The 21,654-nt window shown below is 71.2% G+C and carries 13 protein-coding genes; 6 read left to right on the top strand and 7 right to left on the bottom strand.

Going from position 1 to position 21,654, the window contains the following annotated elements; translation table 11 throughout:
* Window positions 1-15: 15 nt before the first annotated feature.
* A complete protein-coding gene (locus tag ACFYM2_RS08105) occupies window positions 16-195 on the top strand; it encodes a hypothetical protein (RefSeq protein WP_358994037.1) in 180 nt (59 codons plus the stop codon).
* Window positions 196-259: 64 nt separating this feature from the next.
* On the opposite strand, the gene ACFYM2_RS08100 is transcribed toward ACFYM2_RS08105, so the two are convergent.
* A complete protein-coding gene (locus ACFYM2_RS08100) occupies window positions 260-3,301 on the bottom strand; it encodes a BTAD domain-containing putative transcriptional regulator (RefSeq protein ID WP_388834369.1) in 3,042 nt (1,013 codons plus the stop codon).
* Between the two features lie 746 nt (window positions 3,302-4,047).
* Here ACFYM2_RS08100 and ACFYM2_RS08095 point away from each other — a divergent pair.
* The gene (locus ACFYM2_RS08095; RefSeq protein ID WP_388834366.1) at window positions 4,048-9,795 is read left to right on the top strand and encodes a PA14 domain-containing protein; all 5,748 of its coding nucleotides are present in this window, start codon (window positions 4,048-4,050) and stop codon (window positions 9,793-9,795) included.
* Window positions 9,796-9,903: 108 nt separating this feature from the next.
* Window positions 9,904-10,962 (top strand): ricin-type beta-trefoil lectin domain protein, encoded by a 1,059-nt coding sequence (locus ACFYM2_RS08090; protein ID WP_388834363.1) that lies wholly within the window; start codon window positions 9,904-9,906, stop codon window positions 10,960-10,962.
* Here ACFYM2_RS08090 and ACFYM2_RS08085 read toward each other — a convergent pair.
* Together ACFYM2_RS08085 and ACFYM2_RS08080 are read right to left on the bottom strand one after the other, a co-directional pair.
* A complete protein-coding gene (locus tag ACFYM2_RS08085) occupies window positions 10,959-12,572 on the bottom strand; it encodes a purple acid phosphatase family protein (protein WP_388834359.1) in 1,614 nt (537 codons plus the stop codon). The two genes, ACFYM2_RS08090 and ACFYM2_RS08085, sit on opposite strands and share 4 nt — an antisense overlap.
* 245 nt (window positions 12,573-12,817) lie before the next feature.
* Complete coding sequence (locus ACFYM2_RS08080) at window positions 12,818-13,741, bottom strand: zinc-binding alcohol dehydrogenase family protein (RefSeq protein WP_388834356.1); 924 nt, start codon at window positions 13,739-13,741, stop codon at window positions 12,818-12,820.
* Between the two features lie 89 nt (window positions 13,742-13,830).
* Here ACFYM2_RS08080 and ACFYM2_RS08075 point away from each other — a divergent pair, with 89 nt between their 5' ends.
* Window positions 13,831-14,289 carry a MarR family winged helix-turn-helix transcriptional regulator gene (locus tag ACFYM2_RS08075; RefSeq protein ID WP_358994020.1) on the top strand — a complete coding sequence of 153 codons (459 nt, stop codon included), beginning with the start codon at window positions 13,831-13,833 and terminating at the stop codon, window positions 14,287-14,289.
* A 65-nt stretch (window positions 14,290-14,354) separates the two neighbouring features.
* On the opposite strand, the gene ACFYM2_RS08070 is transcribed toward ACFYM2_RS08075, so the two are convergent.
* Window positions 14,355-14,963, bottom strand: coding sequence for a hypothetical protein (locus ACFYM2_RS08070; RefSeq protein WP_388459958.1), 609 nt, complete (start codon window positions 14,961-14,963; stop codon window positions 14,355-14,357).
* Window positions 14,964-15,349: 386 nt separating this feature from the next.
* Complete coding sequence (locus ACFYM2_RS08065; protein ID WP_388834353.1) at window positions 15,350-18,025, bottom strand: glycosyl hydrolase; 2,676 nt, start codon at window positions 18,023-18,025, stop codon at window positions 15,350-15,352.
* A 297-nt stretch (window positions 18,026-18,322) separates the two neighbouring features.
* On the opposite strand from ACFYM2_RS08065, the gene ACFYM2_RS08060 reads away from it, so the two are divergent.
* Complete coding sequence (locus ACFYM2_RS08060; RefSeq protein WP_388834350.1) at window positions 18,323-19,393, top strand: helix-turn-helix transcriptional regulator; 1,071 nt, start codon at window positions 18,323-18,325, stop codon at window positions 19,391-19,393.
* Here the strand turns inward: ACFYM2_RS08060 and ACFYM2_RS08055 are convergent.
* Both ACFYM2_RS08055 and ACFYM2_RS08050 read right to left on the bottom strand, forming a co-directional pair.
* Window positions 19,384-20,376 (bottom strand): SDR family oxidoreductase, encoded by a 993-nt coding sequence (locus ACFYM2_RS08055; RefSeq protein WP_388834347.1) that lies wholly within the window; start codon window positions 20,374-20,376, stop codon window positions 19,384-19,386. The two genes, ACFYM2_RS08060 and ACFYM2_RS08055, sit on opposite strands and share 10 nt — an antisense overlap.
* 131 nt (window positions 20,377-20,507) lie before the next feature.
* A complete protein-coding gene (locus ACFYM2_RS08050) occupies window positions 20,508-21,026 on the bottom strand; it encodes a GNAT family N-acetyltransferase (RefSeq protein WP_388834344.1) in 519 nt (172 codons plus the stop codon).
* On the opposite strand from ACFYM2_RS08050, the gene ACFYM2_RS08045 reads away from it, so the two are divergent.
* Entirely contained in the window at window positions 21,025-21,639 is a 615-nt protein-coding gene (locus ACFYM2_RS08045) for a helix-turn-helix domain-containing protein (protein ID WP_358994003.1), read from the top strand. The genes ACFYM2_RS08050 and ACFYM2_RS08045 overlap by 2 nt on opposite strands.
* The last annotated feature ends 15 nt before the right edge of the window (window positions 21,640-21,654 follow it).

The raw sequence follows: 21,654 nt of genomic DNA, 5'->3' as shown, positions 1-21,654 counted from the left end.
AGCGGACGGCACCTCATGAAGCGATCCATCAAGTCCCTGATCCTGCGCAAGGCCGCGGTCCTGGTCACCGCGGTGTGCGCCGCCTCGCTGGTCTCGGTGGCCGTCTCCCACGACGGGACGCAGGCGTCGGCGAACACCGTGAGCGTCCGGGCCGGCGGCCCATCCAACATCGACGAGTGGAACAGCCAGGGCTGAACCGCCGCGCGCCATGCGCGCCCTCAGACCGAGCAGTCCGGCGCCTCCCCCGTCGCCGGGCTGCTCACCCTTCCACGGCCCCCACGAGGCCGCCGAGCGACCGCACCAGAAGCTCGGCCTGATCGGCGTCGGGCAGGCCGAGTCCCATGAACACGTCGTGGGCCTGACGCGCACGGGCCAGGGCCGTGCCGCTCGCGCCGGTCTGCGCCAGCGCGCGGGCCAGCGCCAGCAGGCAGTGCCCGCGCTCGCGCTGGGACCCCAACTCCTCGCTGAGGCCCAGCGCCTGCTCGGCCTGCGCCAGCGCCTCGTCGTATCGGCCCAGGTCCCGCAGGCTGTCCGAGAGCCGGAACCTGGCCTGCGTCTCGCGTCCCCGCAGCCGGGCCGAGGCGCAGATGTCCAGGCACGCGGTGTAGCTCGCCACGGCGTCGGCCCGCCGCCCCAGTTCGTGCAGCGCCATCCCGTGGACGTACCAGGCGTAGGAGGTCCCGTGCGGATCCCGTACGGTACGCAGTCGCTCAAGGACGCCCTCGCACGCCTGCGCCGCCTCGGCGGGACGGCCGCTGCGCAGCCGGGCCTGGGCGGCGTTCAGGACGGTGATGAGCTCGCCCGAGCGGTGGCCGAGCTCGCGGGCCAGCTCGGTGGCGCGGTCGTAGAAGTCCACCGCGTCCGAGAAGCGCCGCTGCCACTGGGCGATCAGGCCCCGGTCGTTGAGGATCTGCTGAAGGATGACCTCGTCCCCCGCCCGCTGGCAGGCCTCGGTCGCGAGCCGGGTGTGCAGCTCGGCCTCGGCCAGCTGGGTGTACTGGACGGCGGCGTTGCCGCACACGAAACGGGCCCGGGCCTCCGCTTGGTCGTCGCCGTGGGCCGCCGCGGTGTCGGCCACCTTGCGCGCGGCGGCGGCCAGTTGACGGTAGGGGATGTCCCGGCCGAACGGGCTGAGGGCGACCAGCAGATCGCCCGCCGTGCGCAGGATGCGCGGGCCGGCGTTGGCCGGGCTCTGGGCGGCCAGGGCCGCCGCGTTGACGGCGCAGTCGAATTCGGCCGCCACCCAGGCGCGTGCCTCGGCCAGCGTGGCGAAATGGGGGCCCGACTCGGGCCTGCCGCCGAGGATCGCGCCGACCGGGTCGCCTGGCACCATCGCCTGGAAGGCCGAACACGCCCCGTCCAGAAGGTGATCGAGGAGCCGTCCCAGAGCGGCGGCCGCCTCCTCGCTCTCCGCAGGTTCGGACCCCGGCCGCTCCACCACCACGAGCTGGAGCGCGAAGGAGCGCACGAGGTCGTGGTAGCGGTAGCGGCCCGGCAGCGGCGCCTCCAGCATGGCCGCGTCGACCAGGGACTCCAGGAGTTCTTCGGCGTCGTACTCGTCCAGGCCGAGGGCGGCCGCGGCGGCCGCCGTTCCGATGCCCTGCCGCGCGACGGGGGCAAGCAGCCGGAACACCCGGGCCTGGGGGCGGGGCAGCTGGTGGTAGCCGAGTTCGAAGGCGGCCGCCACGCCCAGGTCCCCGGCGCGCAGCTCGCCGATGCGCAGCCGTTCGTCGGCGAGGCGCCCGGTCATGGTCGCCACCCGCCACCGCGGCCTGGCCGCGAGCCGCGCGGCCACGATGCGCACGGCGAGGGGCAAGTGGCCGCACAGGGCGACCAGTTCGGCCGCCGCCTCGGGTTCCGCGCCGATGCGTTCCGCTCCCACGATCGCCCGCAGCAGGGCGATGGCCTCCCGTGTGTCGAAGACGTCCAGGTCGCTCTGGAGGGTGGTGGAGAGCCCTGCGAGCATGGCCCGGCTGGTGATGATCACGCCGCAGTCGGCCGAGCCGGGCAGCAGCGGCCTGATCTGCGCGGGGTCACGCGCGTTGTCGAGCACGACCAGGACGCGGCGGCCGTCGAGTGCCGTACGGAAGAGCAGGGCGCGGTCCTCCGTGGAGGCGGGCAGGCCCTGGCCGGGGATCCCCAGAGCGGTCAGGAAACTGCCGAGGACGGCGCCGGGGTCGGCCGGTTCCAGGCCGTTGCCGCGCAGGTCCGCGTAGAGCTGGCCGCCGGGGAAGTCCGGTTTGGCCTGGTGGGCGACCTGGAGGGCGAGGGTGCTTTTGCCGATGCCGCCCATGCCGGTGACGGACACGATGGTGAGCGAAGGGCGGGCGGGGGCCGTGAGCGCGCGGTACAGGGCCTGGACCTGGCCGGCGCGGCCGGTGAAGTCGGAGATGTCGGCGGGGAGCTGGGCGGGCCGCGTCGGCGCCGGCGGCTCGGGGGCGTGCGGGGCGGCGGGCCCGGCGTCGTGCACGGCCGAGGCCTCGGGCGCGGGAGGCGCGGTGAGCCCGGTGCCCGGTTCCGGGGCGCCGTCCACGCGGCCCATCAGAAGCGGATCGTTGGCCAGGATTTGTCGGTGCAGCGCGCTCAGCTCGGGGCCCGGGTCGATGCCCAGTTCATCGGCGAGGGTCCGGCGGGCCCGGCCGAACACGGCGAGCGCGTCGGCCTGGCGGCCCGTCACGTACAGGGCGCGCATCAAGAAGCCGTACGGCCTTTCCTGGAGCGGGTGTTCCTGCGTGAAGCCGATGAGGTCCGGGATGACGAGCGCGAAGCGGCCCTGACGCACATCGTGCGCGAAGCGTTCCTCCTGGAGCGCGAGGCGCAGCGCGGTGAGCCGTGAACGCTGTTGTTCGGCGAAGGGCCCCGGCACCCCCGCCAGTGGCTCGCCTTGCCACAGCGCGAGGGATTCGGTGAGCAGCCTGCCGCACTCCTCCTCCTGGCCCGCCGCCCGGGCCCGCGCGGCATCGGCCGCCAGTTCCTCGGCGTACAGCGCGTCCACCGCGCCGGGCCCAACGAGCAGCTGGTAGCCGTCGCGCAGCGACACGAGGACCTTGGGGCAGGAGCGGTCCTCCTCGACGATCCCGCGCAGCCGCCACGCGTAGGTGCGCAGACTCGACAGGGCGGAGTCCGGCGCCTCGTCGCCCCAGACGGCGGCGATCAGCTCATGGGCGGGCACGGCCCGACCGGACCGCAGCAACAGCGCGGCCAGGAGCGCCTGTTGCTGCGGCGAGCCGGTGGTGAGGGTGTCACCGCCCCGGACCGCCCGCACGGCCCCGAGCACGGTGAACCGGATGGCCTCCCCCATGGATCCGTCATCCTTCCCATCGGCCTCGCTGGTCGTGCCGCCGCTACGGGATGCCCCCACACCCCCGACGATCAGCTCTCGATTATCACACCGGGCGGCGCGACGTCCTCACTCGTCCGAACCGGGTCTGCCCGAACGTCCCCACGACGATGGACGTTCGGGCAGGTATCTCCCTCAACAGTCGACATGTCCATCTTCCGGGGTGCGGGACGCGGAGGGCGAGCGCTATCCGCGAGGTCCAGCCGAAAGTGAGCGGATCCGCCCGGAAGGCGCGCGTGTCCTCCCGGCATCGACGCACGGGCCACCGCTTCATGGTCGCCTCGGCCAGGGTGACCGGCCGCGCCGGGACCGGCGAACGTACCCCGCGCCACCGAATGGTCCACGCCAACTGGCTCACGACGTGCGCGGGTTGGCACCCTCCGCTTCCACGTCCCTGGGAGCGTACGGGTTGAGCATGTCCCTGACAGGAAGGTGGGAGGGGGCCCGGTGCGCGACGTGGGAGGTGTTCCGCCGGACGCTCCGGCGTTTGGTGATTCCGGCCAACGTGCACCGCTTCTGTTCCCCACGCGCCGCCTGTACCGCACCATCACAGTCGCCGCCCGGCTCGACCCGCCGGGCGCGCAAACGGGGAGAACGCGCGGTGGGTCCCGCCGTGGGCTCCGACGGACGTCGACGACGTTGGAGGAGCTGTGACCAGAGGCGGCGGCAGAGCGCTGTGGTCCGTGCGGTCGTGCATGCGGGCGATCATGTTGACCTTGGCGCTGGCGTTGGTGGTCTCACTGGCGCAGACGGAGGCGGTGCCGCCCGTGGCGGCCGCGGCGGCGCCGAGACAGGTGCCGCGGAACCTGCCGATCCTGTCGGTGCCGTCCGGGGCCCGGCAGAAGCCACAGGCCGAACCCAAGCAGCCCAAGGCGGACTTCACACCCCTGGCGACCGGTAAACACGCCCGGTTCGACGCGCGAAGAACGGTGCGTGACGCCGGCCCCGCCCCCCGGACGAGCCTGGTCGCGCCCATCGACGGCGCGGTGGTGGCCACCGAGACACCGGTGTTGCAGGTGGCCCCGGCCGGTGACGGCATCCTGTACTGCTTCAAGATCTCCACCGGTTTCGACGGACGCTCGGGCAGCGTGGTGGACTCCGGCTGCCTGGACCAGCCCCAATGGACGGTCCCCAAGCACGTGCTGCACGACGGCGGCCGCTACACCTGGACGGCGGCCACCGCGACGTCCGGCGCGCCGACCGCGACGCCGCCGCAGTGGGTCGGGCACTTCACGCTCAATCAGCGGGTGGGGGATCCGGGGCCGGCGCCCACGGATCACCTGGGTCCGGTCACGGTGAACCTGTTCAACGGCAACGCGCACATCGAGGCCGGCGGGCCGGCGTTCCAGACGGTGGGCGGACCGGCCGGCGTGAACCTCGCCTACAACTCCCGTGAGGGCGCACCGCATGGCGTGCGCGCCTCGTACTTCAACGATCCGAACCACGCTGGCACCCCCGACACGTTGCCGGTGATGGTGCGCGGCGAGTCGCAGGTCAACCTGGACTGGGGCATGACCTGGAGCGGCAACCCGGACAACCTGCCGTGGCGGGACAATCCGATGCCGCCCGCCCTGGACAAGAACTGGTTCGTCGTGCGCTGGGAAGGCCAGTTCAAGGCCCCGGTCACCGGTGACTTCCGGTTCGCGGGCGCGCACACCGACGGCGCGCGCGTCTGGCTGGGCGACAAACTCGTCTACGACAATCCCGAAGCCGCCGACCCCGGCGACGACTTCCTGCTGCCCGGCCCGCACCAGGACCACGACATCGCCCTGAAGGCCGGCCAACTGGTCCCGCTGCGCGTGGAGTTGTACCACCACTCGGATCAACGCCCCCGCATGGTGCTGTGGGCCAAGAGCACCACGGGCCCCGACGACCAGCGCAGCCACAACCTCGAACCGCGGATCGTACCGACGGAATGGCTGTTCTCGGCGGACTCGCAGTCTCTGCCCGCCGGGTGGACGCTGTCGGCGCAGTCCAGCGGCTACAGCCACGCCGAGATGCTGGACGGTTCGGTGGTGCTCACCGACGGCGCCGGAGGCAAGCACACCTGGACCAAGGCGTCCACGGGCGGATACACGCCGCCCGTGGGTGAGGACGGTGTGCTCGCCTTCGACGGCACGGGCCGGATCACGCTCACCGAGGGCGACACGGTGTCGCTGTTCAACCCCGACGGCACACTGGCCGCGGTGGAATCGGTCCTGGACGGCAAGAAACCGGCCGCCTTGCAGTACGTCTACAGCGGGACACCGCCACGGCTGACCCAGATCAAGGACCCGGTCTCGGGCCGGTCGCACCAGCTGTTCTACAACACCGACAACAGCGACAGCTGCTACGGAGGGGTGTCACGGCCGCCGGGCTCGGACCCTGCCCCGCCGCGGATGCTGTGCCGGATCCACTACTGGGACGGCAGCGAGACCCGGCTCTGGTACCAGCTGGGCACCCTGGCCCGGATCGAGAACCCAGGCGCCGACATGCAGGACTTCGACTACGTCGGCCGGGCCTCGGCCAAGGAGCGCTACGACCAGGCGGGCGACAACGAGGAAGAGAGGCAGAAGGCCCTCGACAGCATTGGCCCGCTCGCCACCCTGCGCGGCAGCCTGGCCTACGACTGGGTGGCCCGCCAGGCCCCGTCCGCCGAGAACGGGTGCACCAACACGGGCGATGTCGCCGCCGCTTGTACGGTGATCGGCTACGACTCCGTGATCGAACAGCCCCAGGAACCACCGGCCCTGCGCGCGGTGCAGGTACTGGCCCCGGCCCCGGACGGCCGCTCGAGCGACAGACGCGGCGAGCACTTCTACCAGTACTACCTGGAGCGCAAGCAGGCCACCGTGGCCCTGGCCGGGGTCTATGACTCCACCCGCTCCCGCACCGTGACGTACGACGACGCCGGCCGCACGCTGGTCACCACCGACTTCACCGGGGCGAGCATATCGGCGGAGTGGAACGCCAAGGACCAGGCCACCGCGGCGGTCGACAGCGCGGGCCGGCGCTCCACCACGGTGTACGACCACGCCGACCGCCCCATCGACCGGTACGGCCCCGCGCCGGCGTCCTGCTTCGACGGGCAGACCCCGACCCGCGCGTGCGCACCCAAAATGCCGCACACCCACACCGACTACGACGAGGGTCTGACGGGGTTGTCGGCCGCCTACTACGACAGCCCCGAACTGGCAGGCGTTCCGCGGGTGTTCGCCACCGGGGTCGGCGCCGTCGACGGGGCCCTGTCGCGCTCGTGGGGGACGAGCCCGCCGGTGGCGAACAACGCCGGCTGGTCGGGGCGGTTCACCGGCGAGATGGAGTTCCCCGCCGCCGGGGATTACGGGCTCGGGTTCACCGCGGTGGACGGCGTGCGCCTGTGGGTGGACGACGTGCTGACCGTCGACGGCTGGGGTGACAAGCCGGCCACTGCGGTCGCCGGCAAGTACACCAACACCACGGCCGGCAGCAGACACCGCGTCCGCGTCGACTACTACAACCGCTCCGGCACGACCGGCGCGCTCACCTTCACCTGGAGCCCGCCGGGCGCCGGCGCGCCGGCGCCCGTGCCCGGCACGAAGCTCGCGCCTCGGTACGGCCTGGCGACCGGTTCCACCACCGAGGACGGCTCCGGAGGCACCACGGAGCGGGCGCCCACCAAGCACAGCGCAGGCGGCTACTCCGATCCGGCCGCCGGCATCGACCCGGTGTACGGGCTCATGGTGTCCACCACGGCCGACCCCGGCGGACTGAACCTCACCGCCCGGTCCACCTACGAGCGCCCGGGCGAGACGTACTCGCGCAAGCTGGCCTCCGCGCTGCCCGCCGGTGACATCGCCGACCCCGACAAGCGCGGCACGACCGTGTACTACGGCGACCACGAGACCCGCGCCAACCCGTGCGACCCGAACGCGCCGGCCGCCAACCAGGGCGGCATGAGCAAAACGTCCACCACCCCCAAACCGGGCAGCGGCCCGGCGCTGACGGGCGAGACGGTGTACGACGAGGCGGGCCGGGTGGTGGCGCAGCGGACCAACGAGGAGCCGTGGGCCTGCACCAGCTACGACGTACGCGGCCGGATGGTCAAGAAAAGCGCGCCCGCGTACGGGGGGCAGCCGGCGCGCACCGTGGCCGTCGACTTCGCGGTGGGCGGTGATCCGCTGACGTCGAAGATGACCGACGAAAACGGATCGATCACCACAGTGGTCGATCTGCTGGGCCAGGAGGTCGGCTACACCGACGCCAACGGCGTCACCTCCAACGCCACGTACGACCAGGTCGGGCGGCTCATCAAGGACACCACCACGGTCAAGGGCGTCTCCAGCACCGTGGCGTACGCCTGGAACGACGCCAACCAGCTGACCGACGTCAAGGTGGACGGGACCACCGTCGCCACCCCCGCCTACGACACCGCCACCGAACTGGCCGGTGTCGCCTACGGCAACGGATCCCGCCTCGACGCCATGGCGCGCGACGACGCGGGCAAGCCGACGGCGTTGACTTGGAAGACCGCCGCTTCCACGGTGGTCGACACGGTGACCCGTTCCCGTGACAGCCGGGTCACCGACGAGGTGGTGACGGCCGACGGGAAGACCGCCGCGAACTACTCCTACGCCTACGACACCGTGGGCCGGCTCGTCGCGGCGAGCGTCCCGCACCACCAGCTCACCTACCGCTTCGACCCGGCCGACGGCTGCGGGCCGGCCAGGACAGCGGGCCTGAACACCAATCGCACGGCGTCCACCGACAGCCTCAACGGCGCCTCCCCGGTCACCACCGCCTACTGCTACGACGGCGCCGACCGGCTGACCTCCACCAGCGGCGGCCTCACGCTCTCCCTCGCCTACGACGACCACGGCGACACCGTCAAGCTCGGGGGCGACACCCTCGGGTACGACTCCACCAAGCGGCACGTCCGCACGACGACGGCGTCCGGCACCGCGATCGCCTACACCAGGGACGCGGCCGACCGGCTGACCGCCCGCACGGTCACCGGTGCCCTCGACGGCTCGAAGAACGGGACCACCCGCTACTCCTACAGCTCCAAGGACGACGACGCGGATCTCATCCTGGACAAGGACGGCGGCCTGCTCCAGCGGATCGTCGCGCTGCCCGGCGGGGTACTCCTGACCAAGAACTACGACCGGGCCGCCACCACCAACTGGTCCTACCCCAACATCCACGGCGACGTCCTGTTCACCGCGGACGGCACCGCCGCCCGCACCGGCGACATCCGCCTCTACGACCCGTACGGCCAGAACATCGACCCCACCACCGGCGCCTTCACCGACCTCCCGAACCCGGCAACGGCCGCCGGCGGCATGGACTTCGGCTGGCTCGGCCAGCACGAACGCCCGGTGGAGCACCTGGCCGGACAACAGGCCATCGAAATGGGCGCCCGCGTCTACCTGCCGGTCCTGGGCCGATTCCTGCAAGTCGACCCGGTCGCGGGCGGCTCGGCCAACGACTACGACTACGTCAACGCGGACCCGGTCAACGGGGTCGATCTGGCGGGGACGTTCTCCTGGAAGTCGGTCGTGCACGTGGCGACCACCGCGGCCGAGGTGGTCGCCTACGTACCCGGGCCGATCGGGACGGTGTCCTCCGGAGTGGCCGCGGCCGGCCAACTCGCCCAGGGCAACAAGGCCGCGGCGGCGATGGACGCGCTCGGCATGATCCCCGGCGGCAAACTCGCCGGCACCGTGGCCAAGTCCGCCGCCAAGGAGGCGTCGACGCTGGGCAAGGCCGCCACGGCCGTCGAGAAGTGCAACTCGTTCTCCTCGGACACCCTGGTGGAGATGGCCGACGGCAGTACGAAGCCGATCAGCGAGATCCACGAAGGCGACGAGGTCAGGGCCACTGACCCCGGCACCGACGCCACCGTCGGCGAGCCCGTCGCGGAACTCGTCGTCGGCCACGGGGCCAAGCACCTGATCGACATCGGTTTCGGGGATTCGGGACAGGTGACGATCACCGCCACCGCCGGCCACCCCTTCTGGGTCCAGGGCCGGGGCTGGGTGGACGCCGGGGACCTCAGGGCCGGGGACCTGGTGCGCGACCCGTCAAGCGCCCTGCCCGTGCGGATCACGACGATCCACGACCGCGGCACGGTCGCCGACCGGACCGTCTACAACCTCAGTGTCAGCGGCATCCACACCTACCACGTCCGAGCCGGTGCGAACTACCTCCTCGTCCACAACGCCGCGTGCCCCCTGCATGGGAACGACGCCGTCAAGGAGTGCCCGTTGTGCCGCCTCAACAACACGGGCGAGCGCACAGCGGTCGACAGCGCGGCGGAGATCGACGCAGGGGTCAAGACGACCAGAACGGAGTCCGCCGCACCCATAGACGCGTTGTCCAACCTCGCCCACGTCCACACTGATCCGACCGGTCTCACCGCAGCGGTAGTCGCCGGCGCCGCAGCCGCCCGTGTGGGCAGCGCGGCAAAGAACTATCTCAAGAAGCGCAAGGGGTAGCGGAACGCTGCCCCTTCCTTGGCGCCTGTCGTCCGACCGGCATACGCATCATGAGAGGAACACACCGTGGCCAGAACCAGCGCCGGTAGACGAAGATCATTGTGGCGAGTGGCAACCACCGTCGCAGCGATGATGGCCGCAGCCCTCGGAGTCGGTGCCGCGCCGGCCACCGCCGCGCCCCCAGCGGACCTGAGCCCGGCGGCATTGATCCAGCTGACGTTCACCAACGTCAGCAACGGAAAGCTGCTGGACGTCCAAGGCGGCAGTTACGACGACAACGCGGCCGTCTCCGTCAACCCGGCGCCGGGCTCCGCCACGGGGTGGCGCGTCAACACGGGCACCAGCCTCGGCTCGGGGTTCGCCATCGTCAACGCCACCACCGGCAAGTGCATGGACCTGACCACCGCCCATTACCAACTGCGCCAACAGCCCTGTGACGGACGCGCGTCCGAGCAGTGGTACTTCCAGCCCGTCGCCGGATCGGCACAGAAGGCGTTCAGGATCCGTCAGGTCGGCGACAACACATGCCTGACCGTCCAGATACCTCCCAACAGCGACAACTGGGTCTACACCTACCGCTGCGACAACACGCCCTACCAGCAGTGGACACTGCCCGCCGAGGTCTACCAGACGGCATGGAACACCGCCGTGGACTACGCGGCCGCCCGATGCGCCAAGGACACCTCGACCTGCTCGTGGTCCACGACCACCCAGACACCGCCGTTCACCCTGCCGGAGACGTGCGTCTCTCCGATCTGGTTCAACGACACCTCGACCACGATCCCGTGGGAGTTCTCGCTGAACACCTCCACGGGGTGGACCAACACCATCGGCTTCAAACTGGGCGGAAGCCTGACCCTCGGCAGCGATCTCATCGGCCTCAAACTCGATGTCACCGCCGAGGTCAACGGCGCGACCACGGTGGACCTCAAGCAGGAGATGGGCAACAAGCTGACCGTGAGCGTGCCCCCACGCCAGTACGGATGGGTCACGCTCTCGGAGCTGGCGACGAAGGCCACCGGAACCTGGACGTTCGACACCCAGGGCTTCCCGTGGAGCGCCGACGACACCATCACCGTCCCTCTGAAGTACGACGCCAACGGCGGCGCGAGCATCTACAGCGCACGCACCAGACCGGCCTTCACCAACTGCGCAGGCACCGCCTAGCGAAGCCCGGCCTCGTTCCCGGCCGCCGGGGAGGCGGGAGTACCGGCGTGCTGGGGGCGGCCGGGGGTGGCCCACCCGTCGCGGCGGGGGCGGTGGACGGTGAAGCGGTCGAAGAGTACGGGTGTCGGGAACGGGTTGGACGCCGTCGCCCCCTCGGAGTGGTAGTAGCTCACGGTGATGCTGGTACGTCCGCCGGGCAGGTGGCCGGGGTCGACATCGAAGACCGCCACGCCGTACGGATGAGCGGTGTCGGGGTCGCGCACCGCCGACCACGTGGCCTTCTCCTTGGCGTCCGGGTCGGCCTTGAACGGCAGGCGCTTGGTGCGCACGAACGCGTCCGGGACACCGCTGCCGTCCGTGTCGCCGAGATAGGTGTCGTCGTGCGAAGCCGTCCCGCCGCCGCCGAGAATCAGGTGGACCGTGCCCTTGGACGTGTCGATCTCGCGGAGCCCGTCGTCGACGACACTGGGCCGCAGCAGACTGCCGGGGTCGGTGCCCCGTACCGGATGGGTGCGCTCGTAGTCGTGGTCGTGGCCGCACAGGACCAGATCGACCGCGTACCGGTCGAACAGGGGCAGGAGCTGTTCACGGATCCCGATGTCGCCGCCGTGGCTCGCCGCCGAGGACGACATCGCGAACTGGTGCATGGACACCACGATCCAGTCCACCTCCCGCCCCGCCCGGGCCCGCGCCAACGTCCGCTCGAGCCAGCGCAGTTGGGCGCCCTCGCTGTACCCGCTGATGTAGACCGAACGGCCGGTGGCCGGATCGACACTGGCGTCGTCCTCGATGGCGATGTCGTTGCCGTCTACCGACAGGAACAGCACCGACCCGACCTGGAAGCTGTACCAGTTGCCACAGAAGTCCCGGGTGTGGTTGTCCGGCAGGGCGAACCGGGTGTGGTACGAGGCGTAGCCCAACTCGCCGCCCCCCGCCTCGACTTCGTGGTTGCCGGGCGCCGGCATCCAGGGGCGGTTGCGCGCCGAGACCGACATGTTGTTCATGAACGCGTCCCAGCACTGGGGCTGGCGGTCCTGGTTGTTGTTGGCGTACGCCAGGTCGCCGTTGAGGAGGTGGAAGAGCGGGTCGAACCGCTCGACCTGGCGCACCGCGGCCGCGCCGTGCAGCGCGGACTTGCTCCAGGAGGACGACCCGGTGCCCAGATCGCCGAAGCTGGTGAAGCGGAACGCGGCCCGCTCGCGGCCGGGCGCGGTGCGGAAGGTCCCGCGCACCGGGGCGGCTCCGTCGTGGACGATCTCGTAGACGTACGCGGTGTCGGGTCGCAGCCCGTGCAGCCGGGTGTGATGGGTGTACGTCTCGACTTTGTTCAGTCCGTCGACGTAGGTCCGGGTCTCGGCCTGGTGGGTGTGGTCGAAGCCGCCGTGGGCCGTGCCGAGCCTGAGCCGGGGCCGGCGCACCGAACCGGCGCTGGCCCAGGAGACCGTCATCTCGCGCGAGGGTTCGTTGCCGTACTGGAGGTGCACCTGCTCGGGGCCAGGGGTGCCCGCTACGGCGGGCCGGCTCCACAACAGCGCGGAGGCGGGCACGCCGGCCAGGGCGCCGGCGGCCGCCGTGCTCCTGAGAACGGTTCTGCGCGAGGGGTTGGTCATGTCGGCCTCCTGAGTCCCGGAAATCGTCCGGAGACTGACAGCGGAGGCAGACATCGCGACCAGCGGGGGAGGGACGGACGGCGAACAGCACGTGAACGGGACCGACGAGCGGCCCGTCACCACCTCACGCACGCGGTGGCGCCCGCGTCCTCCCGGCCCGGGTCAGCCGCCCTTCATGTCGCATGGACGGCCGCCGCGCCCCTGCGGTTCCCCGAGACGGCGCGAGGAATGGCGCAGAGGAGGGCTCAGGGGATCAGGACGACCTTGCCGAGATTGCGGCGCTGCTCGATGACGGTGTGAGCGCGTGCGGCTTCGGCGAGCGGGATCTCCTCGTGCACGGCGGTGCGCAGGGTGCCGGCATCGCGCAGCTGCCACAGCTCACGCAGCCAGCGGTCGTAGAGTTCGGGCTTGCCGAGGGCGATGGCCCGCATCTGGAAGCCGATCATCGAGGCGCCTCGGACGAGGAGTTCGTACGCCTCCACCGTGCCGCCGCCGGAGCTGAAGGCCACCAGCCGCCCGCCCGTCGCCAGGGCCCGTACCGCCGGGCCGAGCAGATCGCCGCCGACGCCGTCGAGGATCACGTCGTACGGGGCGCCCCAGTCCTCGTCCTCGTACAGGATGACCTCGTCGGCGCCGAGACCCCGTACGAAGTCGGCCTTGTCGGCGCCGCTGACGGCGGCGACGACGCGCGCCGCCCCGTCGGCCTTGGCGAACTGGAGGGCCAGCGTGCCCACAGCGCTGGCTGCCGCCGTGACCAGGACCGATTCGCCGGGCTCCACGCGCGCGGCCTCATAGGCGCCCCGCGCCACCAGCCCGCTGCGGACCAGTGCGACCGCGTCCACGGCGGTCGCGTCCTGCGGGATGCGGGAGGTATGGGCGGCGTTGAGGACCGCGAACTCGGCGTAGGCGTCGGCGAAGCACAGTCCGGTGACGCGGTCCCCGACGGCGAAGCCGGTGACCCCCGCACCCGTGGCGACGACCTCCCCGGCGACCTCGCCGCCGAACGACACCGGCCCGTTGCCCTCGCGCACCTTGCGCACGGTCGGCAGGGTCACCCCGACCGCCTCGACCCGGATCAGCACCTCCCCCGCTCCTGCCTCGGGCCGGTCGACCTCCTCGGCGAACAGAACCTCGGGTCCACCGTTGACCTCGTGGCGGATGCGCAGCACAGGACCTCCCCGTTCCGTTTTCATTGGGTGCCCCAACGATAGGTCGAATTTCATGGGGAAGTCCAACGATATTCGGATAGGCTGAGCCCATGCGCACGCCGCTCCAGCACATCCAGTCCCTGCCGTCCTGGCTCGTCGGCCGCGTCGCGACCCGTGGCCGGGCCCTGGTCGCCGACGCGATCGCGGCGGAGGGGCTGAAGCTCATGCAGCACGCGGTGCTGGCGGCGACCGCCGAGTACGGGCCCATCGCGCAGGCCGACTTGGGCCGCCGGCTGGCCGTCGACCCCAAGGACATGGTGGGCATGCTCAACCACCTGCAAAAGGAGGGCCTGGTCCTGCGTGCCCCCGACCCCTGCGACGGCCGCAAGAACGCCGTCACCGTCACCCCGAAGGGCGGGGCGGTCCTCGCTCGCTGCGCGGCTCTGGCCGAGAGCGCCAACGCCGAGCTGCTGGCGCCCCTCGCTCCTGCTGAGCAACGGCAGTTGATGGCCTTGCTGGCGCGCCTCCATGAGGCGGGGGCGGCCCCGGCTCGCAGCGATGGTGAGTGAGTGACACTGCGGCACCGCGCTGACCGGTGAAGCGGCGTGTCAGTGGTGCAGGTCAGTGGTGCAGGTCAGTAGTACAGGCTCCAGCGCCCGAAGCGGGCCAGCAACTTCCTCGTCTCGCTCTCACTCAGCCCCAGGGCGGCCGCGGCCTGCGCGAGGGTCGCGTCCTGTCGGGCGTCGTGGGCCGCCCAGTATCCGATGTCCTCGGCGGTCACCTCCAGCTGGCGGGCCGCGCGCAGAGCCGCCAGAGGTGACGTCTTCGACAACTTCTCGATCTCCGCGTGCAGTTGGGCCAGCAGGTCGGTCACGGAGTCGGGCAGGGGAGTGGCCGACCGCTCCACGTCGACCGCGTGCGAATCCCAGTCCCGCATGCAGAGGTCGGCCGTTCTCGTACCCGCCTCGAAGAGCGGCTGGTCTCCGATCTCGTCCCAGTCCAACGGGTGCTCCGCGCCGTTCCAGCCGCAGGAACACACCGCGCGCAGCACCGCCGCGCGGGGCCCGTGCCCCCAGTCGCCGCCGTCGTAGACGCTCCACTCCGTCACCGACTGGCCGCCCGAGCCCGAGTTCGTCGGGATGTGGACCGGGGGCGGGACGGTGCCGTCGGCCAGGAGCACGCCGACCGAGCCGGTGTGGGACGGACCGAACTCCTCCGTGGTCCAGGTCTCCTGCTCGCTCATGGCGTCCCTCCAGCCGTCGTGTCCAGCGCCGTGATCGCCCGAGGCGGGCACAAGGACGACCCTTCCCCAACTCGGCGCCAGATATGGCGGTTTACCGAAAGCGACCCGGACTTTCGCATCATGACCGGTTCGGACCCGCCAGCCGAGCGCCTTGCGAGTCCGGACGCTGGACGAGGGCCGGCCCACGACGACCGGATTCCGCCACCGGATTCCGCCACCGAATTCCGCCACCGGGATCAGAGCCGTGACTCAGGGCCCGGGGCGGCGCCCCTGCAACGGCACGTTCCGCCCCGGTTGGTCGGCAGGTGGGTCGAGGGGGCGGCGGGGGACGGCGGGCGGGTTCCTGGGAGGGGAGCGCGCCGGCCGTCCCGGTCGTCAGGGGCGGGTCAGTCGTCGCGTCCCTTCAGGCGCCGTGGATCGAAGGACCAGATGCCGCGTCCGTGGGTGGCGGCGTACAGGGCGCCGTCCGGGCCGAGGCGTAGTTGGAGCGTCGCGGTGGTGGGCAGGTTCTTGCCGAGGATCTGCCACTGGCGGGCGCCGGCCGGCCGGTAGAAGACGGCGAGATCGGTGGAGAGGGCGAGGCCGCCGTTCGGCAGAAGCTTGGCCGAGTCGGCCGGGACGTCCGGCAGGTTGGCGGAGATGTCGGCCCACGTGGCGCCGCCGTCCTTCGATTCGAAGATGTGGCCGACGCCCGCGCCCGGGCCCTCGGTCCACTTCCGGGAGAAGCCGTTGACCGCGACGTAGACGTGCTGGGCGTTGGCCGGGTCGACGTCGAAGCCGGATATGTAGCGGTTGGGGATCGTTCCGTCGACGGGGAGGCCCAGCTGGTGCCAGCCGGTGCCGTCGGCGTTGCCGACCGCGATGCCACGGCTGAAGCCCTGGTTGTTGCAGGGCCCGCACCAGCCGACGTACACCGTGCCGCCCGAGGACGCCACGGCGGTGGCCACATGGCCGTCACCGAGGTCGTAGGCGTTCTTCCACTCGGCGCCGGAGCGGATCGCGAAACCCTTCGTCTGCACCCATACATGACGCCCGCCGGCCACCCACGTGTTGGTGTCCTTGGCGTCGGAGGTGATGGGGGCGGTGAAGCGGGCGCCGGCGCCGCCGAGGTCCTTGTCGGGCGGAGCCACCTCATACTCGGTGGCCTTCGCCGGATCATTGACCCAACTACCGCTGTTGGCGCCGCAGTTCTGCGTGACCCACATGTCGAGATAGACGTATTCGTTGGCGATGTCGCAGCCATTGGCCGGGTCGGTGATGGTGTCACCGCCGTCACCGCCGAAGTTGGAGCCCATGACCTTGTCGTGGCCGCGCAGGATCGACTGACCGTTGTCCTGGAGACCCCCGGTGACCGAGACGCCGCCGTGGTCGAGGTCCTTGCCGACGCCGACCGAGTAGTACTGCAAGGTGTCCAGGGTGCCGTCGTTCAGCGACTGCCAGTCCTTGGCATGACCGCCCGAGTCGACCGCGCCGTTCAGGGGCCGCCGGTAGATTCCGCCGTCGTTGCCCACGTAGGCGTACGTCTTGCCCTTGTACGTGCCCACCGCGACGGCGTGCTGGTCGGAGTGGGTGGTCGGTGAGCAGTCGCCGGTCTGCTTGGACGGGTCGATGCTCCAGCAGGGGAACGGGAAGTTCCAGTACGGGCCGGGAGTGATCCAGTTCGTGCCGCCGTTCTTGGTCTCGAAGACCTCTTCGAGACCGAGATAGACATGGTCGGCGTTGGCCGGGTCGACCTGGAGGAACTGGTTGTACCAGGACTGGATGCCCGGCATGTAGCCCGCGCCCTGGAGCGCCGAACCGGACGCCTTCAGCTTGGTGTAGTCGGCGATCTGCGTCCAGGGACCGAACGGCGAACCGGACTTGGACACGTACACGCCCTTGAGTCCGCTGTCCGGGTTGGTGTTGGTCTGCGCCGGTGACTGGTCGACGGCGTACAGGCGAGAACCGTCGGCCGCCGCGCCGAACGTCATGTTGCCCACGTCGTCGCTGTCGGTGGGCAGGTCGCCCAGACCGGTGGTGGGCTTCCAACTGCCGTCGCCCTGCTGGGAGTACAGGCCGTTGTAGGTGTCACCACCGCGCCAGCCGACGGCCAGGAGCACCTTGGAGGGGTCCTTGGGGTCGACCGCGATGTCGTTGGCTATGTTCTTGTACGGGGCCGACTCGTCGCCCGCCTTCGAACCGCCGGGCAGATACTCCGGATTGGGGGCGAACTCCAGCTTCCACGGGCCCGAGAGCGTCGTGGTGGAGTGCGACCACACGCCCCGGCTGGTGGCCGCCCACACCTTGGTGCCGGCGAACCGCAGGGCGTGGATGACCGTGGACTCCAGCTCGGCCCCGCCCACCCGGCCACCCGGCTGGAACTGACCGTGCCGGGGGTCGGCCAGGACATAAACTCCCGTGCCCACGAAGGAGGTTGCCCCCGTGTTGGACTCTCCGGTCGCGTACCAGAGCCGCTGGGAGCCGTCCAGGGCGAGCGCGCCGGTCGACAAGGAGGGCAGCTTGTCGGCGATCGGCTCCCAGTGTCCGCCGCCGGTCCGCGAGCGGAAGACGCCGCCGTTGGCGCCGCCCGCGTACACGTAGCCCTGGTCGTCGGCGGCGATCCCGGTGATCCGGCCGGTCACGTCTCCGAACCCGCCGCTGGAGTTGGAGTTGATGTCGCGGTAGCGCGGGTCGTCGGAGTCGTAGACCTTCTGTGTGATGTGGTCCCAATTGCCCCCGGTGTGCGGCATCGACTGGAGCTGAGCCCAGGCCGCCCCGTACGCGCCGGGCGCCACGACGCCGGGCGCGGTGCGGGCCTCGGTGTACTGGGCGGTGCCTTCGGCGGAGTTCTCCGCCTCGTCGGACCCGTCGTCGCCGCTCCCGGAGGCGGTGAGGGCGGACATCCCCTTGCCGGCGTGCACGGCCGCGGTGTGCTGCCGGCCGATGTCGGCCTGGTGCCGGGCGTTCCAGGGCCGGGGCCCGCTGCCGCCGGACGCCGCGAACGACTGGGTGCCGATCAGTCCGAACGCGGCGGCCACGACGGTGCAGGTGATGAACCGTCGCCGTTGCCGTTGGCGCATCATGCGCTCTCCTCCCTGCGCCGAGCACCGGATACGGCCCGACGCGGGCCAGATCCTGGCGTGTCCGCGACATCCCGGATAGGGAACGGAGGAAAGATGACCGGGAGTTTGCCAAGTCTGGTCTTCGGGCGGGCAACTTGCGTCAGCGGTAGGGAAGTTGGTCCGGTCGCCCGCCGGGTTGCCTGGGTGGGCACGACCACGTGGGTCTCAACGCCGGCGCGTCGGTGCGGGCGTCCGAGCCGTAGTGGGTGGGCGGGTCCGGCGGTTTGGGACTTCTCGTTCGTCGGTGATCCTTGGGGGATGCGTGCTGCCCGTCTGATTCGTATGGCTCTCCTCATCCAGTCCAGCCCCGGCCTGACGGCCGCCGCCCTCGCTCGCGAACTCGAGGTCTCCGAGCGGACGGTGATCCGGGACGCCCAGGCGTTGCAGGAGGCAGGCGTCCCGGTGCGGTCCGAGCGAGGACGTGTCGGCGGGTACTTCCTGGCCCAGGGTTACCGCACCCGGCTCACCCATCTCCACCCGAGTGAGGCGGAGACCCTGTTCCTGTCCGGTCTCCCCGCGGCGTTGCGGGACCTGGGCCTGGCGGACGCGGCGGACACCGCGCGACTGAAGCTGAGCGCGACCCTGCTGCCCTCGGTGCGCGCGGCCGCCGAGTCCTCCGTGCGCCGCTTCCATCTCGACGCCCCCGCCTGGTTCCGTGAGCCCGTCACCCCCGAGGTGCTTCCGGAACTGGCCCGCGCGGTGTGGGCGGACCGGGCCGTCGAGCTGACGTACACCCGGCCGGGCGAGGACGGCGCCGTCTCCACTTCCGTCGTGCGCGTGGTGGAACCGTACGGGCTCGTCCTGAAAGCCGGCACCTGGTACGCAGTGGCGCGCGTCCCCTGCGGGCAGGACGGTGACGACGACGGCGACTGGCGTACCTACCGCGTCGACCGGATCGCCGCCATCGGCCCCGCTCCCGGCGCGGACCAGGCTTTCGAGCGGGACGCGTCCTTCGACCTGGCCGCGCACTGGGAGGAACGGTCGGCCGCGTTCGCCCGGGCGCTGTTGCGCACCACGGTCACGGTACGGCTGACGAGCCACGGACTGCGGCGGCTGCCCGCAGCCGTGGACAGGGCCGCGATCGAGGACGCGCTGGCGTCCGCCGGCGCACCGGACTCCGCCGGCCTGGTCACCCTCACCGTGCGGGCGGAATCCGAGGACGTCGCGTTCGGCCAGCTGGCACCGCTCGGCGCGGACGTCGAGGTGTTGGCCCCAGCCTCATTGCGCGCCCGATTCCGTGAGCGCGCGGTGGCCCTGGCCGCCCTCTATGAGACCCGCCCGACCAGCCCGCAAGGTGAGTCGCGCGCGGAAGGCGAGGATCAGCGGTAGTCCTCGGGCGAGCCGTCCTTGCCGCCGTGCACCACTTCCTCCAGGTACGCCCAGGCATCCGGACGGCTGCCGTCCACGTCCGTCACGCCGTACCGCTGGGCCAGCTCCGCGCTGGAAGTGGACTTGCCGTTCCAGCGCTCGGCGCGGTCCGGATCGGCGGCCAGCGCCGCCACCGCGCGCGCCAGGAACCCCGGCGACTCGGCGATGCCGAAGGACGGTTCCTCGGCGATCGCTTCGCGCCAGTTCTGCTCGCTCACCCCGAAGTTGGCCAGCATCTGCTCCGAGCGCAGGAAGCCCGGCGTCACCGCGACCGCCGCACCGCCGTACTCCGCCAACTCCTGGCCGAGACCGAACGCCAGCCGGATCGGGGCGTTCTTCGCCAAGTCGTAGTACATGTTCTCGCGGTAGCGGCGGTTGTAGTGCGCGGTGCCGTCGGTGACCTCCACCAACAGGGGAGCGTCCGAGCGGATCAGCAACGGCAGCAGGAGCGCGGCGGTGATCACGTGGGAACGGACGCCGAGTTCCAGGACGCGCAGGCCGTCGGCGAGCGGCGTCTCCCAGGACTTCTTCCCGAAGATGGAGTGGCCGGTCAGGTGCTCGCCGCCCCACAGGTCGTTGATGAGGATGTCGAGCCGCCCGTGCTCCCCGTCGACGCGCCGGGCCAGCGCGCGCACCTGCTCCTCGTCGAGATGGTCGACGGGGACCGCGATCCCGGCTCCGCCCGCCGAGGTGACCAGTTCGGCAGTCTCCTCGATCGTCTCGGTGCTCCGGTTGACCTCGCTGATCCGGGTGCGGGTGGTGCGGCCGGTGACGTACACGGTGGCGCCGGCCCGGCCGAGTTCGACGGCCTGGGCGCGGCCCGCGCCGCGCGTGGCCCCCGCTACGAGCGCGATCCTGCCGGCGAGCGGCGGCCCCGCCGGGCTTTCGCGGGAGGTGTTCTGCGTGCTGGTGTCTTCGCTGGTCGTGTCCTTCGTGTCATTCATGTCCTTCATGGTTCATGCCAAGCCTGACAGAACCCGTCACCTTTTCCAGAGAGTTCTCACCCGGGCCCCCGACCCCGTCCGGCGGAGGCTGTCGCGGTGCGTCGCCGTGTTCCGCGCTCAGCGTTCCGCGCTCAGCCGAGTCGCAGATGCATGAGGGTGAGGTCGAGCCATCGGCCGAACTTCGTTCCCGCTTCCGGCACGGTCCCCGCGACACGGAAACCGAACCGTTCGTGCAGTCGGATCGACGCGGTGTTCTCGGCCTCGATGCCGGCGACCATGACGTGGTGACCCTCTCGACGTGCCGAGTCGATGACCTCGGACAGGAGCGCGGAACCGATGCCGAGCCCGTGCATGTCGTCGCGGACGTAGACCGAATCCTCGACCGTGTGGCGGTATCCGTCCTTCTCACGCCAGGGGCCGTAAACCGCGAACCCGGCCGTCTCGCCCCCCACTTCGGCCACGAACGCCGAACCTCGCTCCAGGTGGGCCGCGACCCAGGCCGCTCCCTCGGCGGGGGACTGCTGGGTCTCCGTCCACAGCGCCGTCGAGTGTTCGATGGCGTGGTTGCGGATCGCACGGATGGCTTCGGTGTCTTCCGGGCGTGCTGGGCGTACCGACACGGGCCGCGTCCTCTCGTATATTGGATTCATGTCCAACATGGTAGATCCCCTGGTGGCCCGGATCGCGGCCCGCGTCCGCATGGAGCGGGAACGGCGCCGGTGGACCCTGGCGCGGCTCGCGGCCTCCTCCGGGGTCTCGCAGGCCATGATCAGTCGGATCGAACGGGGCGAGAGCAGCCCCACCGCTGTGGTCCTCGGCAAGCTGTCCGCCGCCTTCGAGCTCAGCGTCGCCTCCCTGCTCACCCTCGCCGAGGAATCCCCCGATGGATCACCGGATGGGACAGCGGACGAAACGGCGGTCGCCGGGGGCGTACGGCGCCGAGATGAGACAGCGGAGTGGCGCGACCCGTCCACCGGTTATCGGCGCCGTCAGATCACCGGACCCCGGTTTCCCGTGGAGCTCGCCGAGATCCGCCTGCCGCCCGGAGCCCGCGTCCCGTATCCGGCCGCGGCCTTCGCCTTCGTGCGGCAGGTCATCTGGGTCATCGAGGGGCACCTGACCTTCCACGACGGGGAGACGGTCCACGGACTCGACGAGGGCGACACCCTCGAACTGGGCGAACCGGCAGAGCGCGTTTTCGCCAACACCACGGACGGTGAATGCCGTTACGCCGTCCTCCTCGTCCGCGGTGCGAGGCCGTGACCGCCCCGCCCGGTA

This window comes from Streptomyces sp. NPDC006711 (assembly GCF_042869775.1).
GTDB lineage: Bacteria > Actinomycetota > Actinomycetes > Streptomycetales > Streptomycetaceae > Streptomyces.
Note: the sequence above shows the minus strand (reverse complement) of the source record. Positions and strands in the feature narration are given on the sequence as shown.

Coding starts and splice junctions, on each gene's coding strand:
- ACFYM2_RS08105 (WP_358994037.1), top strand. CDS start 16: ATGAAGCGATCCATCAAGTCCCTGATCCTGCGCAAGGCCGCGGTCCTG.
- ACFYM2_RS08100 (WP_388834369.1), bottom strand. CDS start 3,301: ATGGGGGAGGCCATCCGGTTCACCGTGCTCGGGGCCGTGCGGGCGGTC.
- ACFYM2_RS08095 (WP_388834366.1), top strand. CDS start 4,048: ATGTTGACCTTGGCGCTGGCGTTGGTGGTCTCACTGGCGCAGACGGAG.
- ACFYM2_RS08085 (WP_388834359.1), bottom strand. CDS start 12,572: ATGACCAACCCCTCGCGCAGAACCGTTCTCAGGAGCACGGCGGCCGCC.
- ACFYM2_RS08075 (WP_358994020.1), top strand. CDS start 13,831: ATGCGCACGCCGCTCCAGCACATCCAGTCCCTGCCGTCCTGGCTCGTC.
- ACFYM2_RS08070 (WP_388459958.1), bottom strand. CDS start 14,963: ATGAGCGAGCAGGAGACCTGGACCACGGAGGAGTTCGGTCCGTCCCAC.
- ACFYM2_RS08065 (WP_388834353.1), bottom strand. CDS start 18,025: ATGATGCGCCAACGGCAACGGCGACGGTTCATCACCTGCACCGTCGTG.
- ACFYM2_RS08060 (WP_388834350.1), top strand. CDS start 18,323: ATGCGTGCTGCCCGTCTGATTCGTATGGCTCTCCTCATCCAGTCCAGC.
- ACFYM2_RS08055 (WP_388834347.1), bottom strand. CDS start 20,376: ATGAATGACACGAAGGACACGACCAGCGAAGACACCAGCACGCAGAAC.
- ACFYM2_RS08045 (WP_358994003.1), top strand. CDS start 21,025: ATGTCCAACATGGTAGATCCCCTGGTGGCCCGGATCGCGGCCCGCGTC.
- ACFYM2_RS08050 (WP_388834344.1), bottom strand. CDS start 21,026: ATGAATCCAATATACGAGAGGACGCGGCCCGTGTCGGTACGCCCAGCA.